General features: G+C 56.5%; 22 protein-coding genes. 8 read left to right on the plus strand and 14 right to left on the minus strand.

The features are described from left to right. Nucleotides 1-14: 14 nt before the first annotated feature. Genes B9Z41_RS04790 through B9Z41_RS04800 form a run of 3 tightly spaced genes read right to left on the minus strand, consistent with a single transcriptional unit; the run spans nucleotide 15 to nucleotide 2,345 of the window. Nucleotides 15-467 (minus strand): DUF3429 domain-containing protein, encoded by a 453-nt coding sequence (locus B9Z41_RS04790; protein ID WP_100145596.1) that lies wholly within the window; start codon nucleotides 465-467, stop codon nucleotides 15-17. 10 nt (nucleotides 468-477) lie between these two features. Continuing rightward, complete coding sequence (locus B9Z41_RS04795) at nucleotides 478-1,203, minus strand: DsbC family protein (protein ID WP_100145808.1); 726 nt, start codon at nucleotides 1,201-1,203, stop codon at nucleotides 478-480. Nucleotides 1,204-1,223: 20 nt separating this feature from the next. Further along, the gene (locus B9Z41_RS04800) at nucleotides 1,224-2,345 is read right to left on the minus strand and encodes an FAD-dependent monooxygenase (RefSeq protein WP_100145598.1); all 1,122 of its coding nucleotides are present in this window, start codon (nucleotides 2,343-2,345) and stop codon (nucleotides 1,224-1,226) included. A 32-nt stretch (nucleotides 2,346-2,377) separates the two neighbouring features. Here B9Z41_RS04800 and B9Z41_RS04805 point away from each other — a divergent pair, with 32 nt between their 5' ends. Continuing rightward, nucleotides 2,378-3,271: an MOSC domain-containing protein gene (locus B9Z41_RS04805; protein ID WP_100145600.1), complete on the plus strand. Its 894-nt coding sequence runs from the start codon at nucleotides 2,378-2,380 to the stop codon at nucleotides 3,269-3,271. A 19-nt stretch (nucleotides 3,272-3,290) separates the two neighbouring features. Here the strand turns inward: B9Z41_RS04805 and B9Z41_RS04810 are convergent, their stop codons facing one another. The 3 genes from B9Z41_RS04810 to B9Z41_RS04820 are packed head-to-tail and all read right to left on the minus strand — an operon-like array spanning nucleotide 3,291 to nucleotide 5,913. Continuing rightward, nucleotides 3,291-3,824: a DUF1236 domain-containing protein gene (locus B9Z41_RS04810; protein ID WP_233202515.1), complete on the minus strand. Its 534-nt coding sequence runs from the start codon at nucleotides 3,822-3,824 to the stop codon at nucleotides 3,291-3,293. A gap of 26 nt (nucleotides 3,825-3,850) precedes the next feature. Further along, entirely contained in the window at nucleotides 3,851-5,053 is a 1,203-nt protein-coding gene (locus B9Z41_RS04815; RefSeq protein WP_100145602.1) for a DUF5666 domain-containing protein, read from the minus strand. 14 nt (nucleotides 5,054-5,067) lie between these two features. After that, a complete protein-coding gene (locus B9Z41_RS04820) occupies nucleotides 5,068-5,913 on the minus strand; it encodes a DUF6502 family protein (RefSeq protein WP_100145604.1) in 846 nt (281 codons plus the stop codon). Nucleotides 5,914-6,248: 335 nt separating this feature from the next. Between B9Z41_RS04820 and ychF the strand changes: the two genes are divergently transcribed. Beyond that, nucleotides 6,249-7,340 carry a redox-regulated ATPase YchF gene (gene ychF, locus B9Z41_RS04825; RefSeq protein ID WP_100145606.1) on the plus strand — a complete coding sequence of 364 codons (1,092 nt, stop codon included), beginning with the start codon at nucleotides 6,249-6,251 and terminating at the stop codon, nucleotides 7,338-7,340. Nucleotides 7,341-7,391: 51 nt separating this feature from the next. Here ychF and B9Z41_RS17305 read toward each other — a convergent pair whose 3' ends face one another. Then, the gene (locus B9Z41_RS17305; protein WP_100145608.1) at nucleotides 7,392-7,739 is read right to left on the minus strand and encodes a DUF3024 domain-containing protein; all 348 of its coding nucleotides are present in this window, start codon (nucleotides 7,737-7,739) and stop codon (nucleotides 7,392-7,394) included. A gap of 90 nt (nucleotides 7,740-7,829) precedes the next feature. On the opposite strand from B9Z41_RS17305, the gene B9Z41_RS04835 reads away from it, so the two are divergent. Next, nucleotides 7,830-8,081: a DNA-binding transcriptional regulator gene (locus tag B9Z41_RS04835; protein WP_100145610.1), complete on the plus strand. Its 252-nt coding sequence runs from the start codon at nucleotides 7,830-7,832 to the stop codon at nucleotides 8,079-8,081. A gap of 72 nt (nucleotides 8,082-8,153) precedes the next feature. After that, nucleotides 8,154-9,382 (plus strand): IS3 family transposase gene (locus B9Z41_RS04840; RefSeq protein WP_369823285.1). Its coding sequence is split into 2 segments (ribosomal slippage): nucleotides 8,154-8,499 and nucleotides 8,499-9,382, totalling 1,230 coding nucleotides; the frame shifts between segments, so codons are not numbered across the junction. 54 nt (nucleotides 9,383-9,436) lie between these two features. Here B9Z41_RS04840 and B9Z41_RS04845 read toward each other — a convergent pair. The 4 genes from B9Z41_RS04845 to B9Z41_RS04860 are packed head-to-tail and all read right to left on the minus strand — an operon-like array spanning nucleotide 9,437 to nucleotide 12,739. After that, nucleotides 9,437-11,437, minus strand: coding sequence for a DUF2075 domain-containing protein (locus B9Z41_RS04845; protein WP_233202517.1), 2,001 nt, complete (start codon nucleotides 11,435-11,437; stop codon nucleotides 9,437-9,439). Nucleotides 11,438-11,489: 52 nt separating this feature from the next. Next, entirely contained in the window at nucleotides 11,490-11,897 is a 408-nt protein-coding gene (locus tag B9Z41_RS04850; protein WP_100145614.1) for a type II toxin-antitoxin system VapC family toxin, read from the minus strand. Nucleotides 11,898-11,905: 8 nt separating this feature from the next. Beyond that, nucleotides 11,906-12,190, minus strand: coding sequence for an antitoxin (locus tag B9Z41_RS04855; protein ID WP_100145616.1), 285 nt, complete (start codon nucleotides 12,188-12,190; stop codon nucleotides 11,906-11,908). Between the two features lie 54 nt (nucleotides 12,191-12,244). Beyond that, nucleotides 12,245-12,739, minus strand: a complete 495-nt coding sequence (locus B9Z41_RS04860) for a YqaA family protein (protein ID WP_100145618.1) — start codon at nucleotides 12,737-12,739, stop codon at nucleotides 12,245-12,247. A 140-nt stretch (nucleotides 12,740-12,879) separates the two neighbouring features. On the opposite strand from B9Z41_RS04860, the gene dusB reads away from it, so the two are divergent. From dusB to B9Z41_RS04880, 4 genes are read left to right on the plus strand one after another with little or no spacing between them, the layout of a single operon-like run. Further along, nucleotides 12,880-13,917, plus strand: a complete 1,038-nt coding sequence (gene dusB / locus B9Z41_RS04865; RefSeq protein ID WP_100145620.1) for a tRNA dihydrouridine synthase DusB — start codon at nucleotides 12,880-12,882, stop codon at nucleotides 13,915-13,917. Further along, nucleotides 13,914-14,150, plus strand: a complete 237-nt coding sequence (locus B9Z41_RS04870) for a helix-turn-helix domain-containing protein (RefSeq protein WP_100145622.1) — start codon at nucleotides 13,914-13,916, stop codon at nucleotides 14,148-14,150. The genes dusB and B9Z41_RS04870 overlap by 4 nt, the downstream gene beginning before the upstream one ends. Nucleotides 14,151-14,158: 8 nt before the next feature. Next, nucleotides 14,159-15,757, plus strand: coding sequence for a bifunctional phosphoribosylaminoimidazolecarboxamide formyltransferase/IMP cyclohydrolase (purH, locus tag B9Z41_RS04875; RefSeq protein ID WP_100145624.1), 1,599 nt, complete (start codon nucleotides 14,159-14,161; stop codon nucleotides 15,755-15,757). Nucleotides 15,758-15,766: 9 nt separating this feature from the next. Beyond that, nucleotides 15,767-17,038: a DEAD/DEAH box helicase gene (locus B9Z41_RS04880; RefSeq protein WP_100145626.1), complete on the plus strand. Its 1,272-nt coding sequence runs from the start codon at nucleotides 15,767-15,769 to the stop codon at nucleotides 17,036-17,038. 29 nt (nucleotides 17,039-17,067) lie between these two features. On the opposite strand, the gene B9Z41_RS04885 is transcribed toward B9Z41_RS04880, so the two are convergent. The 3 genes from B9Z41_RS04885 to B9Z41_RS04895 form a co-directional block, all read right to left on the minus strand. Further along, entirely contained in the window at nucleotides 17,068-17,403 is a 336-nt protein-coding gene (locus B9Z41_RS04885; protein WP_100145628.1) for a DUF6172 family protein, read from the minus strand. 113 nt (nucleotides 17,404-17,516) lie between these two features. Next, nucleotides 17,517-18,632, minus strand: a complete 1,116-nt coding sequence (locus B9Z41_RS04890; protein WP_199172935.1) for an amidohydrolase family protein — start codon at nucleotides 18,630-18,632, stop codon at nucleotides 17,517-17,519. 33 nt (nucleotides 18,633-18,665) lie between these two features. Next, nucleotides 18,666-19,613 carry a VOC family protein gene (locus B9Z41_RS04895; protein WP_100145630.1) on the minus strand — a complete coding sequence of 316 codons (948 nt, stop codon included), beginning with the start codon at nucleotides 19,611-19,613 and terminating at the stop codon, nucleotides 18,666-18,668. Between the last annotated feature and the right edge of the window lie 5 nt (nucleotides 19,614-19,618).

Genomic DNA, 19,618 nt, shown 5'->3' on the forward strand with positions numbered 1-19,618 from the left:
CGGTAGCAGCGGGCTCAGGTGGCCGCAGCGCCCAGCAGGCAGGCCAGCGTAGACACCACGGTCAAACGAAAACGCAAGGTCATCCAGTCGCGCAGGCCGGCCTCGGCCCAGGTTTTGCGGTCGACCAAATAACAGGCGATCAGCAACACGGCCAGCAGTGGCAGCCCGGCGTAGGCGGGCATCATCACGCCCACCCAAGCCACCAGCGAGGGCACCACGCCCCACACCATGTGCAGCTTGCGTGAGGGCGCGTTGTGACGCAGACCAATGCCCCAGTGGATGCCACCCAAGAAGGCGCAGATGACGGCGGCATACGACGTCAAGGCCATCGCCACCAAGGGGTGTGCTTCGGGTGTGACGATCCACATCAGCAGGGCCAGCGTGGCAAACGGAATCAAACCCGCATAGCCCAAGCGTTGGATCAACACGCCAGCGGCGCTGTCAGGGGTGATGGGTGTGTGTGCCATGGGTGCTTAGTTACTTGCTGGCGTCGGCCAAGAGTTTTTCAATTTGTTGGGTGTTGATGGCACCAGGCACGCGTGCGCCGTCTTGCGCCACCAGCGTGGGTGTGCCGGTGATCTTGAACTTGCGGCCAAACTCGACGTTGCGTGCAATGGCCGAAGTGTCGCAAGCCGCAGCATTGGCGATGCGGCCTTCGCCCATGACCTGAGCCCAAGCAGCGGCGGGGTCTTTGGCACACCAGACGTTGCGTGACTTGTCAGACGAGTCCTGACCCAGGATGGGGTAGAGGAACAGGTAGATGGTGACGTTGTCTACCTTGGCCAGGTCACGCTCGAAGCGTTTGCAAAAGCCACAGTTCGGGTCTTCAAACACCGCCAGCTTGCGCTTGCCATTGCCGCGCACGATCTGGATCGCGTCTTTGACAGGCAAGCTGGCAAAGTCGATGGCACCCAATTTGGCCTCGCGCTCTTCGGTCAAGTTGCGCCGACTCTTGGTGTCGATCAGGTTGCCCTGGATGAGGAAGTTGCCGTCGGCGTCGCTGTAGTAAATCTCGTTGCCGTTCAAGCGCACCTCGTACAAACCGGTCATGGGGGTGCGGCTGATTTCTTCGATCTTGGGTAACTGCGGAATGCGCTCGCTCAGGTTTTTGCGGATGGTGGCTTCATGCCCTTGGGCCCAGGCGGAGCTCGCCAAGACCCACAGGGCAGCTGCGAGGGTAAGGAAAGAGCGTGTACGTGTCATGGGGTGTCCAAGGTGAGGTGTCATTGCATGGCTTGCTGCATGGCCCAGCGCTTCAAGGGTGCCAGGCTGTCAAAGCCAGACATGCCCCAATTGCGCAAAGCCTGCACGCTGGCGTGTGGGTGGGCGAACAAGCGTTGCAAGCTGTCGCAAGCCACCCAGGTGGGCAGCATGTCGGCTTTGCGGGCACGCTCGTAGCGACGCAGCAAGTGACGGTCGCCCACGCTGCGCCAGTAGTCGGCACTCTCGCGGCTTTTGAGCACGTGGGCCAACGCAGCGGCATCGGCCAGTCCCAGGTTGAGCCCAAGGCCAGCCAGCGGGTGGATGTTGTGTGCGGCGTCTCCGGCCAAGACCCAAGCGCTGCCATCGGCAAAAGTGCCAATCCAACGCTCGGCACGCGCCAGTTGCAGCGGCCACATGGCGCGTTCGCTGGTGAGTTCGAGCTGTCCCAACACGCCGTGGCTGGCGTCTTGCAGGGCACTGGCAAAAGCGGGGGCGTCTAACGCCAGCATGGCGCTGGCACGTTCAGGTGGGAGCGACCACACCAGCGCCGCGCTGTCGCCTTGCGCGCCGCCCAGTGGCAGCAGGGCCAAAATTTCTAAACCGTGGCTGCCTTGGTGAAACCACTGCAAGGCCTGTTGGCGGTGGGGCACGCTGCCACGCACGCGTGCGGCTACGGCGTGTTGCTGGTAGGGTAGGGTTTCAAAGTTCACGCCCAGCTCATCGCGGGTGCTGCTGTGGCGGCCTTCGCACACCACGGTGAGTGCGGCAGGCGCAGGCGCCGTCAAACAGGCAATGTCGGACTGGTAGCGCACAGCCTCGGCCAATTGGGCCTCTAGGACGGGCACGTCCACAATCCAGCTCAAGCCTTCGGGCGTGGGGCTGGCAAAGTGCACAAAGCCTCCGTTGTCACCCCACACGCGCATGTCTTGCACGGCGGTGGCGTGTTGGGCATCTGGCCAGCAGCGCAGTTCGGTGAGCAAGTCGCGTGAAGCCTTGTTGAGTGAGTAGGCCCTCACGTCATCATTCGTTTTGGGGGCCGAGGTGACCAGGCCAACACGCAAGCGTTGGCGTGCCAACAGCAGCGCCAGGGTGCGCCCGACCATGCCGTCGCCACGAATACACACATCCAATTTTTGAGCCATGGGCGAATTGTAGGAGGGCGGCACAATGGCGCATGACCTTCACAGCAGCAACCCCACACAGCGACCAGCGCTGGGCTTTGATAGACCAACTCTGGGTCTTCCCTGTCAAATCGTGTGCCGGTATTTCGGTGCAGCAAGCCACCTTGACCGATACCGGACTCGACCTTGACCGTGCCTGGATGGTGGTCGATGCCCAAGGCCAGATGCTGACCCAACGCAGTGTGCCTCGCATGGCCTTGATCCAGCCCGAGTTGCGCCACGCCGAGCTGGTGTTGCGCGCCCCGGGCATGCTGGCCTTGCACTTGTCCATTGAGCGGGCCGAAGCACCCACCCAAGTGCAGGTTTGGAAAGACACCGTGCCTGCGTTTGAAATGGGCGCGTTGGCGGCGCAATGGTTCACCGATTTCTTGAACGTGGGGCCCTTGCGCCTGGTGCGCTTTGACCCAGAGCACTTTCGCTTAGCCAGCCGCGAGTGGACGAAAGATGTGGATGCGTTCAACCAATTCAGCGATGGTTTTCCGATCTTGGTGACCAGCACCGCGTCGTTGGATGAACTCAACGCGCGCTTGGGCCAACAAGGGCAGGCACCCGTGGACATGCGACGCTTTCGCGCCAACGTGGTGTTGCGGGGTGAGACCCCCGATGCCTGGCAAGCCCATGACGAAGACTGTGTGGGTGTGATGACCGTGACCACCGGCGGTGAAGCGGTACAACTCAAACCCGTCAAGCCCTGCCCGCGCTGCCCCATGCCCAATGTCAACCCTGACACGGCTGAGGTCAGCCCTGCTGTGAGCGACACCTTGCGGACTTACCGCCAAGACCCCCGTGTCAAGGGCGCGGTGACCTTTGGCATGAACGCCATTCCCCTGAGTGGTTTGGGCGAGGTGCTGCGTGTGGGGCAGCGGGTGTCAGCCGAATTTGCGTGACCTGTTGTTGAGGTCACGCTCAGCGCGCGCCCAAATCTTCAATCGCATCCATCACCATGCTGGTACCAACGGCAATCAACAAAATGTCACTGGCTGCACGCACGTATTTGTAGCCTGCAGGGGGTGTGCCCAAACGCACCTGCAATGCGGGGGGCACCGGATACAGCACCACGTCCGGGGGCAAAGACTGGCCAATCACCCAGCGTTTGGCTTGACCGGGCGGTAAACAGCCATTTCCCTTTTTGGCCAAACCGGGTGGGCATCGACCTTGCGTGATGGCGGGTCCGTACACGTCACGCACTGCTTGATGATGGCTGGGTTCGAAGTACGCGCCCAGCCGTGCTTGTCGAACCTCGCCTGCTTCGTCTGAGCCATGACCCTGTCTGGAGGTTTCTTGCTCGCGGCGATGCTTGCCTTGTCCTGCACCCTCCGGTCGATCGGCCCATGCGTCAGAGGCCAGCAGTGCGACACACAAGCCAGCAACAGTCCATGAGCGTTGCATGACGCCCATCGGGATGGCAAATAGGTGCGATGGGTGTGTTTGTTGCGTCATGCTGTGCTCTCGGTGGTAGAGGAAATTTAGGCGTCTGAACTGATTTCTGTCGCCACCCACGCACCTGATGAGCGGGTGGCTTTGACTTCAATGCTGACACCGTTGGCCAGTGTGATTCCTTGCATGCTGGTGCTGTTGTTGTACTGGAATGTGAGTCCATGCAAAACAAACGTCTGTGCGGTGGCGTCCAAAGCGCTGAGGGTTCCGTGAAACTCAAATGTGCGCGAAGCTTCCTCTGAGTTGCTTGGTGTTTCGACTTTGGTTGCGACCAAAATGCTGTTGTTGAGACTGCCTTTAATCTCAACCCTGACACCCAGCGCCAGACTACCACCTGCGATGCGAGCGTTGCTGGCATCGACCTGTATGCCATTGACGGTGAAGTTGGCATTGGATTGGTAAGCAGAAATGAACCCATGGATTTCAACGTCCTGTTCGTTGTCTGCATCCAGCAATGCCAGCGGCGATGTGAGCAAGCGAATGTGGGTGGCCAGCAGCCCTGGCGTCATCGTGACGCGCACAAACACGCCATCGGACCAACTGCTCGGAACCGATGTGTTGCTGTCCCAGCTGATTTGGCTTGATGGCTGTGCGGTGGTGCCGAGCTTGAAGGTTCGATTGACGGCACTGAAGTTGTTGACCACACCACTGAGTTTGTATTGCGTGGGCTGTGTGTTGGACACTTCCACATGCGTTGCTTGAAGGTGGCCCGTGGTTTGATCGACATAACCATGGACTTCCACAAAGTGCGAGGTGCTCAGTCCCGCCAGTTGTGTGGCGACGCCTTCAAATACCGTGCTGGTCAAGACATCGACTGTCAACCCAAGCATGTTGAAACTGCTGGCACTGACGCTGGAAACGGGACCTTGCCACTCACTGCCACAGCTGATTTTGGTGGCGGTGGCTGTTGCTGTGCCGTTGCTGGTCGTGGCCGCTGTGACGGCAGAGCCTTGAATTGAAACCACCATGCCTACTTTGAGTGACTGGCCAAAGCTGGTGCCATCGTCGCGTGAAATGACGGTGGCGTTGTCATCGTTGTAGCGAATACCGTTGACGATGATGGAGCCAAGGCCCGAAATTGTGCCGCTGGTGAAGGAGCCGGTGCCACCGCTGGACAGTCCAGCCACATCGGATCCACCGCCGCCGCAGCCCGTCAGATGAGCGACCGATCCGATCATGCCCAAGAGCAATGTTCGACGTGTGAATGTGGGGTTGGTTTGAATTGATTGCATTTGGAACGCTCCGTTCACTTGGAGGAATCTTCAGTGGATGGCATGGGTTTGGAGAGGGAATACAGACCAATCCGAATCGTTTGGTCTTGTGGACGTTGGGCTGCTTGGTCGGCATCCATCAAGGCTTGCAGTTGTGGACCCAGCGTGGTCATCAAGCTGCGCCACTGGGCACTGATCAGTGCCTTGGCTTCGTTCACTGACTCTGACGACAGTTCATCTGCCAACAGCGCTTGTTCGAAATGCTGATGACCATCGCCCAACACATTGGTCACGGCGGCCTCCAAGTGATCGCCCACATTGGTTCCCAGGAAACCAATCATTTGCGGCCAGTTGTCGTTGGGCACAAAAATATCTTCCAGCAACTCCACCATGTCTGTGGCCTTGTGATGGATCACCAAATTGAGCCGCACCATTTCAGCCAGCAAGGAGCGCGCGTGAACATCTTTGGTGACACTGGCGGCCAGCGCTTCAAAGCTAGGTGTCGGGCCTTGTCTAGGAATGCCCAGTGGCTTTTTAGCCTTGTCCACATATGCGGCTTGTGATGTCCAGTGCGTCAGCAAGTCGGTGGCGACGGACCGCGTGGCAGGCAGTTGCGGTGTGGGTATCTGCTGAATGCGCCCCACTTCGCGTCGCGTCAAACCAGTCATGGTGCTGATGCGGCTGGTCAAACGCTCTGGGTTGTCTCCTTCGCATGCTTGCTTGGCAGCTTCCACATAGGCGTGTCGTACCAGCTCTTCAATGGCTTGTATGGGCACACCTTTGGCTAAACACAGCGTTGCGAAGGGCTTCAACAAATGCCCTATCGCCGCAAGCAAGGCTTGTTGCTCTGTCTGTAAGGCGTCTGAGGTGGTCTTGTTCATGGCGTTGGTTCAGAAATTTGCGCCAGTATAAATGTGTAAAACACACATTTAATAAAAGTTGACTAAAAAACAGGTGATTGTTTGCTGCCTGGGTCAGGGTGTCGAACTGCGACAGGCGCTGTTTGAGGTCTTCCACCGAGCTCGATTGGCTGATTAGTACAATTCGCAGCAGTTTCCCCAAGCCAACACAACACAAAACCCTGTCTCCAACGGGTTTTGTCGGCTCGATACCTACCTGACACTGTTCTCTGTTTCATCGCTGGGTCAGGCACTCACACCATGCCTCTATGGGGGCCGATGGTGCCACTGGGGTCTTGATTTCTAAGGATATTTTTATGAGTTTGAAATGCGGCATCGTGGGCTTGCCCAACGTTGGCAAATCCACCCTGTTCAACGCCCTGACCAAAGCGGGCATTGCGGCTGAGAACTATCCGTTTTGCACCATCGAGCCCAATGTGGGCGTGGTGGAAGTGCCCGACCCACGCTTGCAGCAGTTGGCCCACATCATCACGCCTGAGCGCATCGTGCCGGCCATCGTGGAGTTTGTGGACATCGCAGGTTTGGTGGCCGGTGCCAGCACGGGCGAAGGCCTGGGCAACAAGTTCTTGGCGCACATCCGCGAGACCGATGCCACCATCAATGTGGTGCGTTGCTTTGAAGACGACAACGTGATTCACGTGGCGGGCAAGGTGGATCCGATTTCAGACATCGAGGTCATTCAGACCGAACTGTGTTTGGCCGATTTGTCTGCGGTGGAAAAAGCCCTGCACCGCGTGACCAAAACCGCCCGCTCGGGCGACAAAGAGTCGATCAAGCTGGTGGCGATTTTGGAGAAGTGCCAAGCCGCACTCAACGAGACCAAGCCTGTGCGCACCATTGACTTCAGCAAAGAAGAATTGCCCTTGCTGAAACAGTTTTTCTTGATCACTGCCAAGCCCGCCATGTTTGTGGCCAACGTGTCAGAAGATGGCTTTGAGAACAACCCTTTGCTCGACCGTTTGAAAGACTACGCCGCTGCACAAAACGCCCCAGTGGTGGCGATTTGCGCCAAGCTCGAAGCCGAGATGAGCGAGATGAGTGACGAAGACCGTCAGATGTTTTTGGAAGAACTGGGCCAAGACGAGCCCGGCTTGAACCGCTTGATTCGATCGGCCTACACCTTGTTGGGCTTGCAAACCTACTTCACGGCGGGTGTGAAAGAAGTGCGTGCTTGGACCATCCATGTGGGCGACACCGGCCCGCAAGCGGCGGGCGTGATTCACACCGACTTTGAGAAGGGCTATATCCGTGCCCAAACCATCGCGTTTGATGACTTCATTGCCTTCAAAGGCGAGCAAGGCGCCAAAGACGCGGGCAAGATGCGCGCCGAAGGCAAGGAATACGTGGTCAAAGATGGCGACGTGATGAACTTCTTGTTCAGTTCTTAAGCCGTCGCTGGATGGTGGCCCGCTAATCTTGAAAGACTTGGCTGAAAAAAATCAACCAAAGAAGCAACCGTACTGATCCGCTTCAATGATGGCTAGACACTTTTCGAGGTTCGGTGCTGAAGGGGCTGGCTGGTATGACTCCCATTTACGAGTCTGTCTGAACCAAAAAATTTTCCAAGAGTTACTTGACTTAAAGAACCGGAACTTTGCCACATGCGAGCGGGTTTTTTCTCCAGGTTGTCCCCTCCAACTGGGTCGGACCTCATAGATTGATACAGCCTGTCCGTCGACTTCGTAGTCGTAGTCGATTTCTCTTTTGAGGTGCGGGGGAACTTTACTTAGGCACCATTGGCCTACGACAGCGTCAATCTGACCCAGAGCATTTATATCGAGTGCCATAGTTATCGTTGCTGAAAAAGCTAAATGAATCGAATCGCAAGTTTATGCCGTCAGCCTACTGGTCATCACCGTAGGCATCCAACTTTTGGAATGCAGTTCAAAACACTACGCACCCATGTGGTGGAAGACAAGCCAGCGCCTGAGGCAACAGAGGATGAGTTGCAGGTATTGCGCGAATGTCTACGTTTTTCACGCGCTGTGTTTGCACGTTACTTGCGCATCAAGCCGCGCATGCTGGAGAACTGGGAGCAGCGGCGGGTTAAACCTAATACGCATACGGCTTTGCTCATTCGGCATGTCGAGAAATATCCAGATACGGTTGAGCGCTTGGCGGCGGTTTAGCAACCTATTGAGTTAGCCCCCTGAAAAACAGTCCCGTTGGTATTCCTTAAACTAACAACTAGGAATACGACTATGGATATGACTATGTCTTCAGCAAGGCCCAATCGGGTTGAGGTGGTCACAAGCGTTCAACGGCGAAGACGTTGGACACCAGAGCAAAAGCTTGCAATCGTCAAACAAACCAATGAGCCAGGCAGTTCTGTGTCACTGGTAGCTAGAGAACATGGACTGACTGCTGCACAGCTGTTTCAATGGCGCAAGGCCTACTTTGAAGGTTCACTAGTAGCCGTTGGTGCAAACGAAACCGTGGTACCGGCCTCTGAACTTCAAGAAGCCATGAAACGCATTAAACAACTTGAAGGTGCCTTGGGCCGCAAGACTTTGGAGAACGAGATTCTCAAGGAGGCTGTGGACTTCGCCAAAGCAAAAAAGTGGATTGCGCGATCGCCAGTATTGTCCGGGGACGAGCAGTGAGAGCTGCGTGTCAAGCCCTTGGCGTATCGCGCAGTCATGTGTTGGCAAAGAAAGATCGTGCACCTGATTGGGCAGACCACAGAAGGTCACCGCCAAAATCAGATGACGCCCAAGTTAAGCAAGCCATTGCTGATGTTGTGCAAAAGCGCGCCACGTATGGTTACCGAAGGGTTTGGGCGAGGCTCAGACTCGATGGTCATATTGGCATCAACCACAAGCGGGTGTATCGCGTGATGCGAGATGCTGGCTGGTTGTTGTTTAGACAGGGTCAAAAGCCGTTGGACACCAGGAAGCATGAAGGCAAAGTGGCCGTCAAGGAAAGCAACACACGTTGGTGTTCAGACGGTTTGGAACTATCTTGTGACAACGGTGAGCGCGTCAGAGTGGCGTTTGCGCTGGACTGCTGCGATCGCGAAGTCATGAGTTGGGTGGCCACAACCAAGGGCATTGATGCGGGATTGGTTGGTGACTTGATGATGCAAGCAGTGGAGCGTCGATTTGGCACAAGCGAGACGCCGATCAAGCCAATCGAATGGCTGACAGACAACGGCAGTTGTTACACGGCGGTTGAGACAAAGAGTTTTGCAAAGCTGCTGGGGCTAAAGCCGATCACGACACCTGTGACAAGTCCGCAAAGTAACGGCATGGCAGAGAGTTTTGTGAAGACGCTGAAAAGGGACTATGCCAAGTTGGCAAACAGACCTGACTCAAAGGCGGTAATGGCCCAATTGCAAGGTTGGTTCGATGACTACAATTCTTATCACCCGCACAGTGCGTTGGGCTATTTGCCACCGACCGTGTTCAGGGAAAAACGATCGGTAACTTGAATATACCGACGGTACTGGATTACAGGGTCAAGACCACTTATTGAATGACAGGTATTAAATTTCTTTGATGCCAAGATCTGCCAGATACGAATAAATAGGATCGTAATAAGAAGGATTACGGGTTGAATCGTCTAGATCCCCATGAGGGACGACGATCACCATTCCCTGTCGTGCACGCGTAAGCAATACGCGGTAGGCATTCTTTAAATACATCTGTCTGTGTGCGAGGTGAATCTTTTGCCATTTGCTTCCGACGAATGAGCGGTACTCCCAGTCCTCTTCACCATAGCGCAAGTCAGCATCCCAAACAACACAAGCCCAGTCAAGTTCTAGTCCTTGAACGTGAAATTCGGTAGCAACATCTTCAAGGTAGTAGGACGAGCGGATATCGTCTTTGTCGTCCAAGAACCAATGAATGGGGTCCATCGGAGACCTGACATCAATGGCATGTGGTTTCAAACGTTGCGCTTGTGAAGACACCACCATGCCAAACCGCTCTGTACCACGCGCTTTCTCTCGTAGCCAACGTTTAGCTTTGTTCAAGTCTCGTGTGATAACGATAGGGTAACGCGCTTGCACTTGTTGGAAAACAGCGCGTGCATTTTCATTCTGACGATCTAGGAGATGCTTCACAAAGGTTGAAACATGCTCAGCGCGAAATGAGCGCATGGAAACAGCAAGGTGCAGATCTTCATTGAAGTGGATGTTCTGCCTGTCTTTCAATATCTCAAGTGTGTCCTCGGCGCCATATTCAGAGTCTTGCAGATGTGGAGAAATATGAACTTCCCAGTCGGGATAATGATCATTGATCGCGCGCAGCCATTCACCAATGCCGGCCTCCCCCGTGTTGATTTCTTGACCGCCGCCCACAAGGCACACCACGACTGACCAGTCTGGGTGACGATCTAAGCATGAAATCAAAAAATCAGGCTCAGAACGGTTGAAGTCCGGTCGTCCCTTTTTCCTAGCCATGAATTGTGTGGTTTGTTCCAAGGTCCATGCGCGTTGTGCTTCGTCAAAAATAACCACATGGTCTACTGGCGGTTGTTCATCGGAGAGATAGGCATCGCGAAAATGATGCACGTTTTGGATAAATGCATCTACTGCTTTGCGCGCTTCACCTTTGCGAAGCTTTTGACCAATCACTTTCTTGCGAGCCACCTCGTCCCGGGTCAAAGCTTCTCTCAAAATAGAAACCAGAGGCCCATTGCCGGACAGGTAAACACTGTGCAAATCACTTCCAGCGTCCATATGCTTGGTAGCGACATCTAACCCAACCAATGTTTTTCCCGCGCCGGGAACGCCTGTTACAAAACAAATAGCTTTTTTACGATTGGCTTGAGCTTCAGTAATGAGATGACCAATTGCCACGGACGTTTTGGCCAAATTCTTTTCCCCAGCTTCGCTGCGCGACAGCTCGGCCACCGAATGGTTGCCGTAGAGCGCTGAAGCGGCTTCGATGATCGTGGGCGTAGGGCGGTAGCGTCCACTCTCCCATACCGATGCGTCAATTCCAACTCCTGTGCTAAGTTGTAAAACTGTGTTGATCGTGTCTTTTAAAAACTCAGGCGATGTGTTGATTGGCTCAAGAACGCCATCGTTGTGGTGGCTTACAGACACAACGCCATTCACGTTCCTGGTATTTGTCGCAACCAACAGCGGCGCGATCATGCAGTGGTGACTCGTTTCATGAAAGTTCTTCAGATCGAGTGCATAGTCCCACACTTGATCAATTGCAGAACGATTGAAAATACTTTCTCCGACTTTGAACTCGATCACAAAAATGACGTGATCGATCAAAGCTAAAACGTCAATGCGTTTGCCAAGTCGGGGAACAGAAAACTCAAAGAACACCCAACCTCTGCCAGTAAATGACAAAAGCTCGTGTTGAAGAATGGTGATTTGCGAGCGCCACGCATCTCGTTGCGTTGTTTCGATGGAGAAGCCACTATTTTCAGTAATGCGACCAAGCACTAAGTTGTGTTCCGAATGAACGAAGTCAGCAATGCTTGCCCCATAAAAGGCACGCGATAGTTTGGCTGGTGACGTGGTCAAGAAGATTACCTGATGGGTGCAAATGATCGTAAATGGGCGAATAAGGGAAAGGTTAGTTGTGACTTGTCCAGTCTTCCACCAATAGATCAGTGGCTTGAGCAAAAGCGCTGTCATTGCTAACCAATATTGCATTCAGATGCAACGCATGCGCCGCAATCTGCATATCCAGTGCAGCCAGGGGCGTGCCTTGGCTTTGCAGATGCGCGCGCAGTGTGCCGTAGGTTTGTGCCACGGCTTCGTCCCATGGCATTACTTCCACTCGACGCAAAAACTCGTCCACGGCCGCCTTCAGTGCCACAGCTTCAGGACGTTTTGCCAGACCAAACGCCAGCTCACCTGCCGTGATCGCTGATATGCACACCTGATGCATCGGAACAGCCAACAAGCGTTGCGTGACTTGCGGGTGGCGTTTGATGAGGTGACTGACCGTGTTGGTGTCTAACAAATAAAGCGCTGTCATACGTTGGCTCAATGCCCTAAGTTTTCTGGCACAGATGCAAATGGATCGCGCTCTGGTTTGTCGCTGTGGCCTTGTGTCAGCCGCTCAGCGGTGCTCAGGAAATCCTTTGGCACTTGGACGTTCTCTGTTGCTGCCAAAAAGCCGCTCCAATCCTTGGGTCGGCGCGAGAGGATGACATCCCCAGTCACTGGGTCTTTGCGAATGAAGACTTCGGGGGTGTCAAACCTGTAGGCGGCTGGCAGCCTTACCGCTTGACTGCGGCCATTGACGAAAAGTTTGGCGGTTTGGGACATGGTGGACCTCCATTGGAAATGGTAGATACCAAAGTATATGCTGGAAGCGTGTTTTTAGCCTACCGCCCAATGCTGTGGAAACACCCACAGCAGGCCAGCGGTCATCACCAGATAGCGAAAAAATTTGCCGACGGCCATGTAGCCCACGCACGGCCAAAACGGCAGTCGCAACCAGCCTGCTACCGCACACAGCGGGTCGCCCACACCGGGCACCCAACTCAGCAAGCAGGCTTTAGGACCCAGCTTTTGTAGCCAACGCAAGGCGCGTGCATCGTGACTGGATGCGCCGTCGTGCTTGAGCTTGTCGCGCACCTGGTGTGCGCCGTGCCCCATCCACCAACTGATGCAGCCGCCCACAGTGTTGCCTGCGGTGGCCACCAACACAGCCGGCCAAAACAAATCTGGATTGAGTTTGACCAGCCCAAACACCACGGGCTCTGAACCCATGGGCAACAAAGTGGCCGAGATCAAGCAGACCACAAACACCGTGCTCAAGCCGAATTCGGGCAAGGCCAAGGCGGCCAGCAAAGAGTGCATCCAAACTTCCATCGCACCAAGTGTATAGAGCCCTGCAAGCGGCAAAAACCCTGACAAAAATTGACGCCAAACTTTCAGTTGCTGAAATTTCAGGCAGATACAATCATGCCTCCTTTTTCGGCAAGTCCTCCCTTCCCCTCTCCCCCCCCCACATGCACATTGGCCCTTATCCATTGGCAAACAATCTGTTTGTCGCGCCGATGGCTGGCGTCACCGACCGGCCATTTCGCATGCTGTGCAAGCAGTTGGGTGCGGGCTATGCGGTGAGCGAGATGGTGACGTCTCGCAAAGATCTTTGGAAGACGCTCAAGACCTCACGTCGTGCCGACCACACGGGCGAGAGCGGGCCCATTGCCGTGCAAATTGCAGGCACCGACGCCGCCATGATGGCCGAGGCTGCCACCTACAACATCGAGCGCGGGGCGCAAATCATTGACATCAACATGGGCTGCCCGGCCAAGAAGGTGTGCAACAAATGGGCGGGTTCTGCGCTGATGCAAGACGAGCGGTTGGCGCTCTCGATCGTCGAGGCCGTGGTGGCGGCTGCCCAGCCCCATGGCGTGCCTGTGACTTTGAAGATGCGCACCGGTTGGTGCCAGCAACACAAGAACGCCGTCAACCTGGCACGTGCGGCCGAGGGCGCAGGTGTGCAAATGCTCACGGTGCACGGGCGCACCCGCGAGCAAGGCTACAAAGGCTTTGCAGAGTACGACACCATTGCCGCAGTCAAGCAAGCGGTACATATTCCGGTGGTCGCCAATGGCGACATTGACTCGCCCGAGAAGGCGCAAGAAGTTTTGAAACTCACCGGCGCGGATGCCTTGATGGTGGGGCGTGCCGCCCAAGGGCGTCCTTGGATATTTCGTGAAATCGCGCACTACCTGGCCACGGGCGAGTACTTGGCCCCGCCCTTGGTGGCCGAGGTGCGTCGGCTGCTGCTGGCGCATCTGGATGAGCATTACGCCCTGTACGGTGAATACACCGGCGTGCGCACAGCACGTAAACACATTGCCTGGTACCTGCGCAGTCTGCCGGGTGGTGAGGCGTTTCGCCAGCGCATGAACAGCTTGGAAGACAGTGCTTCCCAGCAACATGCTGTGGCCGATTTTTTGGACGATTTGGCCGAGCGTCATGAACGTTTGCCGCAAGCGATGACCGACTCTTTGCCCCTGTTAGAAAGCGTTGCATGAGCAAAAAACACATTGAAGAGGTGGTACGTGCCAGCCTCGAAACTTATTTCACAGACTTGCGTGGCACTGAGCCCGACAACCTGCACGACATGGTGGTGCGGGTGGTGGAAAAACCTTTGCTTGAAGTGGTGATGCACCACGCCGAGCACAACCAATCGCGTGCCGCTGAATGGCTGGGCCTGAACCGCAACACGCTGCGTAAAAAACTTCTCGATCACAAACTTCTCAAATAAGCCTTCTCATGCAAGCACTCATTTCCGTCTCAGACAAAACCGGCATCGTCGACCTCGCGCGTGCCTTGCACGATTTGGGCATTGGCCTGATCTCTACCGGTGGCACCGCCAAGTTGTTGGCCGAACAAGGCTTGCCTGTGACCGAGGTGGCAGAAGTCACCGGGTTCCCCGAAATGCTGGATGGCCGTGTCAAAACCCTGCACCCCAAAGTGCACGGCGGTTTGCTGGCACGCCGTGACACGCCCGAGCACATGGCGGCTTTGAAGGCACACCACATCGACACCATCGACTTGTTGGTGGTCAACCTGTACCCGTTTGAAGCCACCGTGGCCAAGCCCGGTTGCACGCTGGAAGATGCGATTGAAAACATCGACATCGGCGGGCCTGCCATGGTGCGCAGTGCCGCCAAGAACTGGAAAGATGTGGCCGTGTTGACCGACGCGTCGCAATACCCTGCGGTGCTGGCCGAGTTGAAAGCTTCGAAAAAGTTGTCAGACGCCACGCGCTTTGCCTTGTCTGTTGCTGCGTTCAACCGCATCAGCAACTACGACGGGGCCATTAGCAACTACCTCTCGAGCATCCAGTTCCAAGAAGGGGCCAGCGTGCCTGAGCGCAACGCATACCCCGCCCAAAGCAACAGCCAGTTCGTCAAGCTGCAAGACTTGCGCTACGGTGAGAACCCGCACCAAACCGCAGCCTTTTACCGTGACCTGCACCCTGCGGCGGGCTCTTTGGTCACGGCCAAACAACTGCAAGGCAAAGAGCTGAGCTACAACAACATCGCCGATGCCGATGCGGCGTGGGAATGCGTCAAGAGCTTTGACACGGGCACCAACGGCGACCCTTCACAGCTCGCGGCTTGCGTGATCGTCAAGCACGCCAACCCCTGCGGCGTGGCTGTTGGCAAAGATGCGCTAGAGGCCTATAGCAAGGCCTTCCAAACCGACCCCACCTCCGCGTTTGGCGGCATCATTGCCTTCAACCGTCCGTTGGACAAAGCAGCGGCTGAAGCCGTGAGCAAACAGTTTGTCGAAGTGCTCATGGCACCCGGCTACAGCGCCGAGGCCTTGGAGATTTTCAAAGCCAAGGCCAATGTGCGCGTGTTGGAAATCGCCTTGACAGGTACCGATGCAGGCCGCAACACGCAAGACATCAAACGCATTGGTTCAGGCTTGCTGATCCAAAGTGCCGATAACCACGAGCTGACCTTGAGTGACTTGAAGGTGGTGACAAAACTTCAGCCCACACCGCAGCAACTGCAAGACTTGCTGTTTGCCTGGAAGGTGGGCAAATACGTCAAGAGCAATGCCATCGTGTTCTGCGCCAACGGCATGACCATGGGCGTGGGCGCAGGCCAAATGAGCCGCCTTGACTCAGCCCGCATTGCCAGCATCAAAGCAGAGCACGCAGGCTTGTCGCTCAAGGGCACGGCCGTGGCGAGTGACGCTTTCTTCCCGTTCCGCGATGGCCTCGACGTGGTGGTGGATGCAGGAGCCACCTGCGTCATCCAGCCCGGTGGCTCCATGCGCGACCAAGAGGTGATTGACGCGGCCAACGAACGTGGCGTGGCCATGGTGTTCAGCGGCGTGCGCCACTTCCGCCATTGATCGCCGCCAGTGAGTTTTGAACCCCTCGGTCTGAACGCTACGCTGTGCCAAGCCACAGCGACACAGGGCTTTGACCAGCCCACACCCATCCAGGCCGAGGCCATCCCATGCGTGCTGCAAGGCCGCGATGTGTTGGCCCAAGCCCAAACAGGCTCTGGCAAAACATTGGCCTATGTGTTGCCCGTGTTGCAACTCCTCATGACCACCGCCGCGTCGCGTGATGAAGCGCCCCAAAAACGCATCACCCAAGTGTTGGTGCTGGTGCCCACACGCGAACTTGCCACGCAAGTCAGCGAGGTGCTGCGCGACATAGCGCGACCCCTCACACAGTCCATCAAAGTAGGCACGGTGTTTGGTGGGGTGTCCATCAACCCGCAAATGATGAGTTTGCGCAGCGGTGCTGATGTGGTGGTGGCCACCCCCGGACGTTTGCTTGATCTGGTGGACCACAACGCATTGCACTTGGGTCAAGTCAAGCATCTGGTGCTCGACGAAGCCGACCGCTTGCTCGATCTGGGCTTTGCAGACGAACTCCAACGCGTGTTGGCACTGCTGCCCTCCAAGCGACAAAACCTGTTGTTCTCTGCCACGTTTGCGCCCGACGTGCAAAGCTTGGCCGAGGCTTTGTTGCATCAGCCTGCGCGCATCACCATCGCCACTACCGAAGAACACGCGCCCGACATTGCGCAACGTGCCGTTGCCGTGGACGAGAAAAAACGCACGCCCTTGCTGCGTCACCTGATCAAAGAGCACAGCTGGAAACGCGTGCTGGTGTTTGTGGCCACCCGCTATGCCTGTGAGCATGTGGCCAACAAGCTCTACCAAGCGGGTGTGTTTGCCAGCGCGCTGCATGGCGAGATGAGCCAAGGCGCACGCCAAGAGGTGTTGGCTGAGTTCAAAGAAGAGCGCTGGGAGGTGCTGGTCACCACCGACTTGGCCTCACGCGGCATCGACATTGCCAACTTGCCCGTGGTGGTGAATTACGACTTGCCGCGCTCCGCTACCGACTACACCCACCGCATTGGCCGCACCGGCCGTGCCGGGGCCAGCGGCGTGGCGGTGAGTTTTGTCACCGCGTCATCGTTGGCGCATTGGCAGCTGATTCAAAAACGTGAGCGTATTCAACTGCCGCTCGAACACATCGAAGGTTTTGAACCCACCGATGCGCCTGTGCCCGTGCCTGTGTTGATCGATGGCAATGGGGGCATCAAAGGCAAGCGACCGAGCAAGAAAGACAAGCTCAGAGCCGCCGCCAAACAGGCTGGGCCTTCTGACGCCTGACGCAAGCGCGAAGAGCGCGCGGCGGCGCGTCAGTCGTTGTCTTCTTCGTGGGGTGTGTGGGGGGCCGCTTCATCGCCCACAGCGCGCGGCTTGCGCACCCCGTGTTTGGCCAAAATTTCCACATAGCACTGCGTGCCTTGGGCAAGGGCCACTTCGTCCATGCGCACGGTGATGTCGTTGAGATGCACCACCTCGGCGGTCTCTTGGGTGGCGCCAAACTTGCAATCGAAATCCCAAAAATCCACACCCTCGGGCAAGTCACGGCGACGCTCGCGTTTGATGTATTTGCGAATCTCGTGCTTGATGGCTTCCAGCAAGCGCTCAGGGTGCTTGCCTTCCACATGGAGTTGGAATGTTTTTTTCATGGGGGAACTTCTTGATAGACCGCACCTGTCACGCATGCGTGGTGCATGCGTGGGTGCTCACCGGTCACAGCCGGTTGGCTGTGTGTGGGTGCCCCTATTCTAGTTGGGGCGCCTCAGGGCCGTTTGAGCAGTCGCTCAGCGTTGAGGTGCTGAATCTCTTGCAGCACTTTGGGCTCCAGCCCCAGTTGCGTGAGCGCAGTGGCCTGGGTGTCCATCGCCACATAGGGGTAGTCGCTGCCGTACACCACCTGCGACGAGGGCACCAGCTTGAGCAAACTCGCCATGGATGAGGGGTGGGTGGCGTTGGCGGTGTCGTAGTAGAGGCGTTTGAGTTCGGCCTCGATGCCGTTGGGCGCCACATCGGCAATGTTTTTGGCATTGCGGTGGAAGAAGTTGATGCGCCCTGCCAGCATGGGGATGGTGCCGCCGCCGTGCGAGAACAACCACTGGATGTCGCGGAACTTCACAAAGCTGCCGCTCAACAGCAGGTTGACCACGGCACGTGTGGTGTCATGCGGCACCTCAATCACCGCAGGGAAAGTGCCTGTGTTCAAGCGCCCGCAGCAGTTGGCGGCCAAGGGGTGGAAATACACCAAGGCTTTGCGGCGGTTGAGTTCTTGAAAGATCGGCGCAAAGTCGGGGTGACCCGGCCATTTGTCGCCGTAGTTGGTTTGAATGCCCACGCCATCGGCTTTGAGCACGTCAAACACATAGGCAATTTCTTTCAGCGTGCTCTCCACGTCCACCATGGTGAGTGCGGCAAACAAACCAAAGCGACCTGGGAAATCCTTCACCATTTGAGCGCCGTAGTCGTTGACGGTGCGCACCATCTGGTTGATCTCAGCAAGCGGCAAATCAAACCACACGCCTGGGGTAGAGGCCATGGAGAGCATGGCTTTTTTCACGCCGGCTTTGTCCATGTCTGCCACCGCACCTTCGCGTGTCCATTTCTCTTGCTGGGAGAAGTGTGGGATGTTGCGTTTGTCTTCCCAGTCAAACCAGGCCTTTTGGTAGGCCGGAGGATAGAAGTGGTGGTGGGTGTCGATCAAGCCCATGCTGCTTTGCGCGGCCACAGGCGCACCGGCCAAACCCAAGGAGCCAAACAGCCCCAAGCCCCCTAGGCCTTTGAGCAATTGGCGGCGGTCAGCGGCGTGCGCGTTAGCGCTGTTGGGCTGGCAGGCCATGCACGACCAGGCAGCATGCGCGCAAGAAGTTTGAGGCTTGAACATGGGCAATCCTTTGTGTGGGTAAAACCAAAAAACTCAGGGAATCGCGTGGGTGATGAAGGCGTGTGGCACGGCTTCGCCCCATTGCGAGTTCAAGCCATCCTCGGCCGCATGGCTTTGCGTGGCGTAGCTGTTGTTGAGCACATCGCTGTCGGTCCAGTGCTCATGCACGCGACCCCAGGGGTCTTTCCAGTAGTCGTACACCTGGCTGCCCAACACGTGGCGGCCAATGCCCCATACGTGCTCGTATTTGTTGGCCTTCACCAAGTGCTGGTGACCCAGCATGATGTCGTCAATGTCTTGGGCTTCAAACGACAAATGGTTCAGGCCGGTGGTGGGGCCGTCGATCAACAAAAAGATGTGGTGGTCGACATAGGTTTCGCCTTTGTCCACTCGGTTGAACGAGGCAATGATGTTGTCTTTGCTGCCCGCATACACCTCGTCCGAGCAGACCAAGCCCAACACGTCGCGGTACCACTGAATTTTGGAATTGGCGTTCGGCGTCATCAGCACCGCGTGCGCCGCACGTTTGACATGCGACGGGCCAGCCGGCAAGCGCATCAATTTACCGGCGCGGTTGTATTTGTTATCGCCCGTGTTGAGGATGGCTTTGCGCACCGGCAGTGCGTCAAGTTGCTGCATGCCGCAGATCAACTCGATCTGATACCCCAAGGGGTCGGTGAGGCGCACGCGTTGGCCGCCGCCGGGTTCGTCCACATGCTCAATACCCGTCGCGCCAGAAATCTTGGTGAATTTCTTCAGCTCATCGATGTTGTCGACCAAAAAGGACAGGCCAATGAATTTGGAAGGCCCCAAGTGCGTCACATGCAAGTGGTGGTTAGGGTCGGTGCCCCGCATGTACAAAGCGTCTTTGGTGCGTTCAGCCCGGTGCAACCCAAAATTGGTCAGAAACTCTTCGGCCTGATCCAGGCTGGGGGACTGCAAGCGGCCAAAGGCCAGATCACTCACTTTGCCAAACGACATAGGAA

Origin of the sequence: Limnohabitans sp. JirII-31, from assembly GCF_002778315.1 — a bacterium.
Taxonomy (GTDB): domain Bacteria; phylum Pseudomonadota; class Gammaproteobacteria; order Burkholderiales; family Burkholderiaceae_C; genus Limnohabitans.

Coding starts and splice junctions, on each gene's coding strand:
- B9Z41_RS04810 (WP_233202515.1), bottom strand. CDS start 3,824: ATGACGCAACAAACACACCCATCGCACCTATTTGCCATCCCGATGGGC.
- B9Z41_RS04800 (WP_100145598.1), bottom strand. CDS start 2,345: ATGGCTCAAAAATTGGATGTGTGTATTCGTGGCGACGGCATGGTCGGG.
- B9Z41_RS04855 (WP_100145616.1), bottom strand. CDS start 12,190: ATGTCCCAAACCGCCAAACTTTTCGTCAATGGCCGCAGTCAAGCGGTA.
- B9Z41_RS04790 (WP_100145596.1), bottom strand. CDS start 467: ATGGCACACACACCCATCACCCCTGACAGCGCCGCTGGCGTGTTGATC.
- dusB (WP_100145620.1), top strand. CDS start 12,880: ATGCACATTGGCCCTTATCCATTGGCAAACAATCTGTTTGTCGCGCCG.
- B9Z41_RS04815 (WP_100145602.1), bottom strand. CDS start 5,053: ATGCAATCAATTCAAACCAACCCCACATTCACACGTCGAACATTGCTC.
- B9Z41_RS04795 (WP_100145808.1), bottom strand. CDS start 1,203: ATGACACGTACACGCTCTTTCCTTACCCTCGCAGCTGCCCTGTGGGTC.
- B9Z41_RS04895 (WP_100145630.1), bottom strand. CDS start 19,613: ATGTCGTTTGGCAAAGTGAGTGATCTGGCCTTTGGCCGCTTGCAGTCC.
- B9Z41_RS04850 (WP_100145614.1), bottom strand. CDS start 11,897: ATGACAGCGCTTTATTTGTTAGACACCAACACGGTCAGTCACCTCATC.
- B9Z41_RS04860 (WP_100145618.1), bottom strand. CDS start 12,739: ATGGAAGTTTGGATGCACTCTTTGCTGGCCGCCTTGGCCTTGCCCGAA.
- B9Z41_RS04835 (WP_100145610.1), top strand. CDS start 7,830: ATGCAGTTCAAAACACTACGCACCCATGTGGTGGAAGACAAGCCAGCG.
- B9Z41_RS17305 (WP_100145608.1), bottom strand. CDS start 7,739: ATGGCACTCGATATAAATGCTCTGGGTCAGATTGACGCTGTCGTAGGC.
- purH (WP_100145624.1), top strand. CDS start 14,159: ATGCAAGCACTCATTTCCGTCTCAGACAAAACCGGCATCGTCGACCTC.
- B9Z41_RS04870 (WP_100145622.1), top strand. CDS start 13,914: ATGAGCAAAAAACACATTGAAGAGGTGGTACGTGCCAGCCTCGAAACT.
- B9Z41_RS04820 (WP_100145604.1), bottom strand. CDS start 5,913: ATGAACAAGACCACCTCAGACGCCTTACAGACAGAGCAACAAGCCTTG.
- ychF (WP_100145606.1), top strand. CDS start 6,249: ATGAGTTTGAAATGCGGCATCGTGGGCTTGCCCAACGTTGGCAAATCC.
- B9Z41_RS04805 (WP_100145600.1), top strand. CDS start 2,378: ATGACCTTCACAGCAGCAACCCCACACAGCGACCAGCGCTGGGCTTTG.
- B9Z41_RS04890 (WP_199172935.1), bottom strand. CDS start 18,632: ATGTTCAAGCCTCAAACTTCTTGCGCGCATGCTGCCTGGTCGTGCATG.
- B9Z41_RS04885 (WP_100145628.1), bottom strand. CDS start 17,403: ATGAAAAAAACATTCCAACTCCATGTGGAAGGCAAGCACCCTGAGCGC.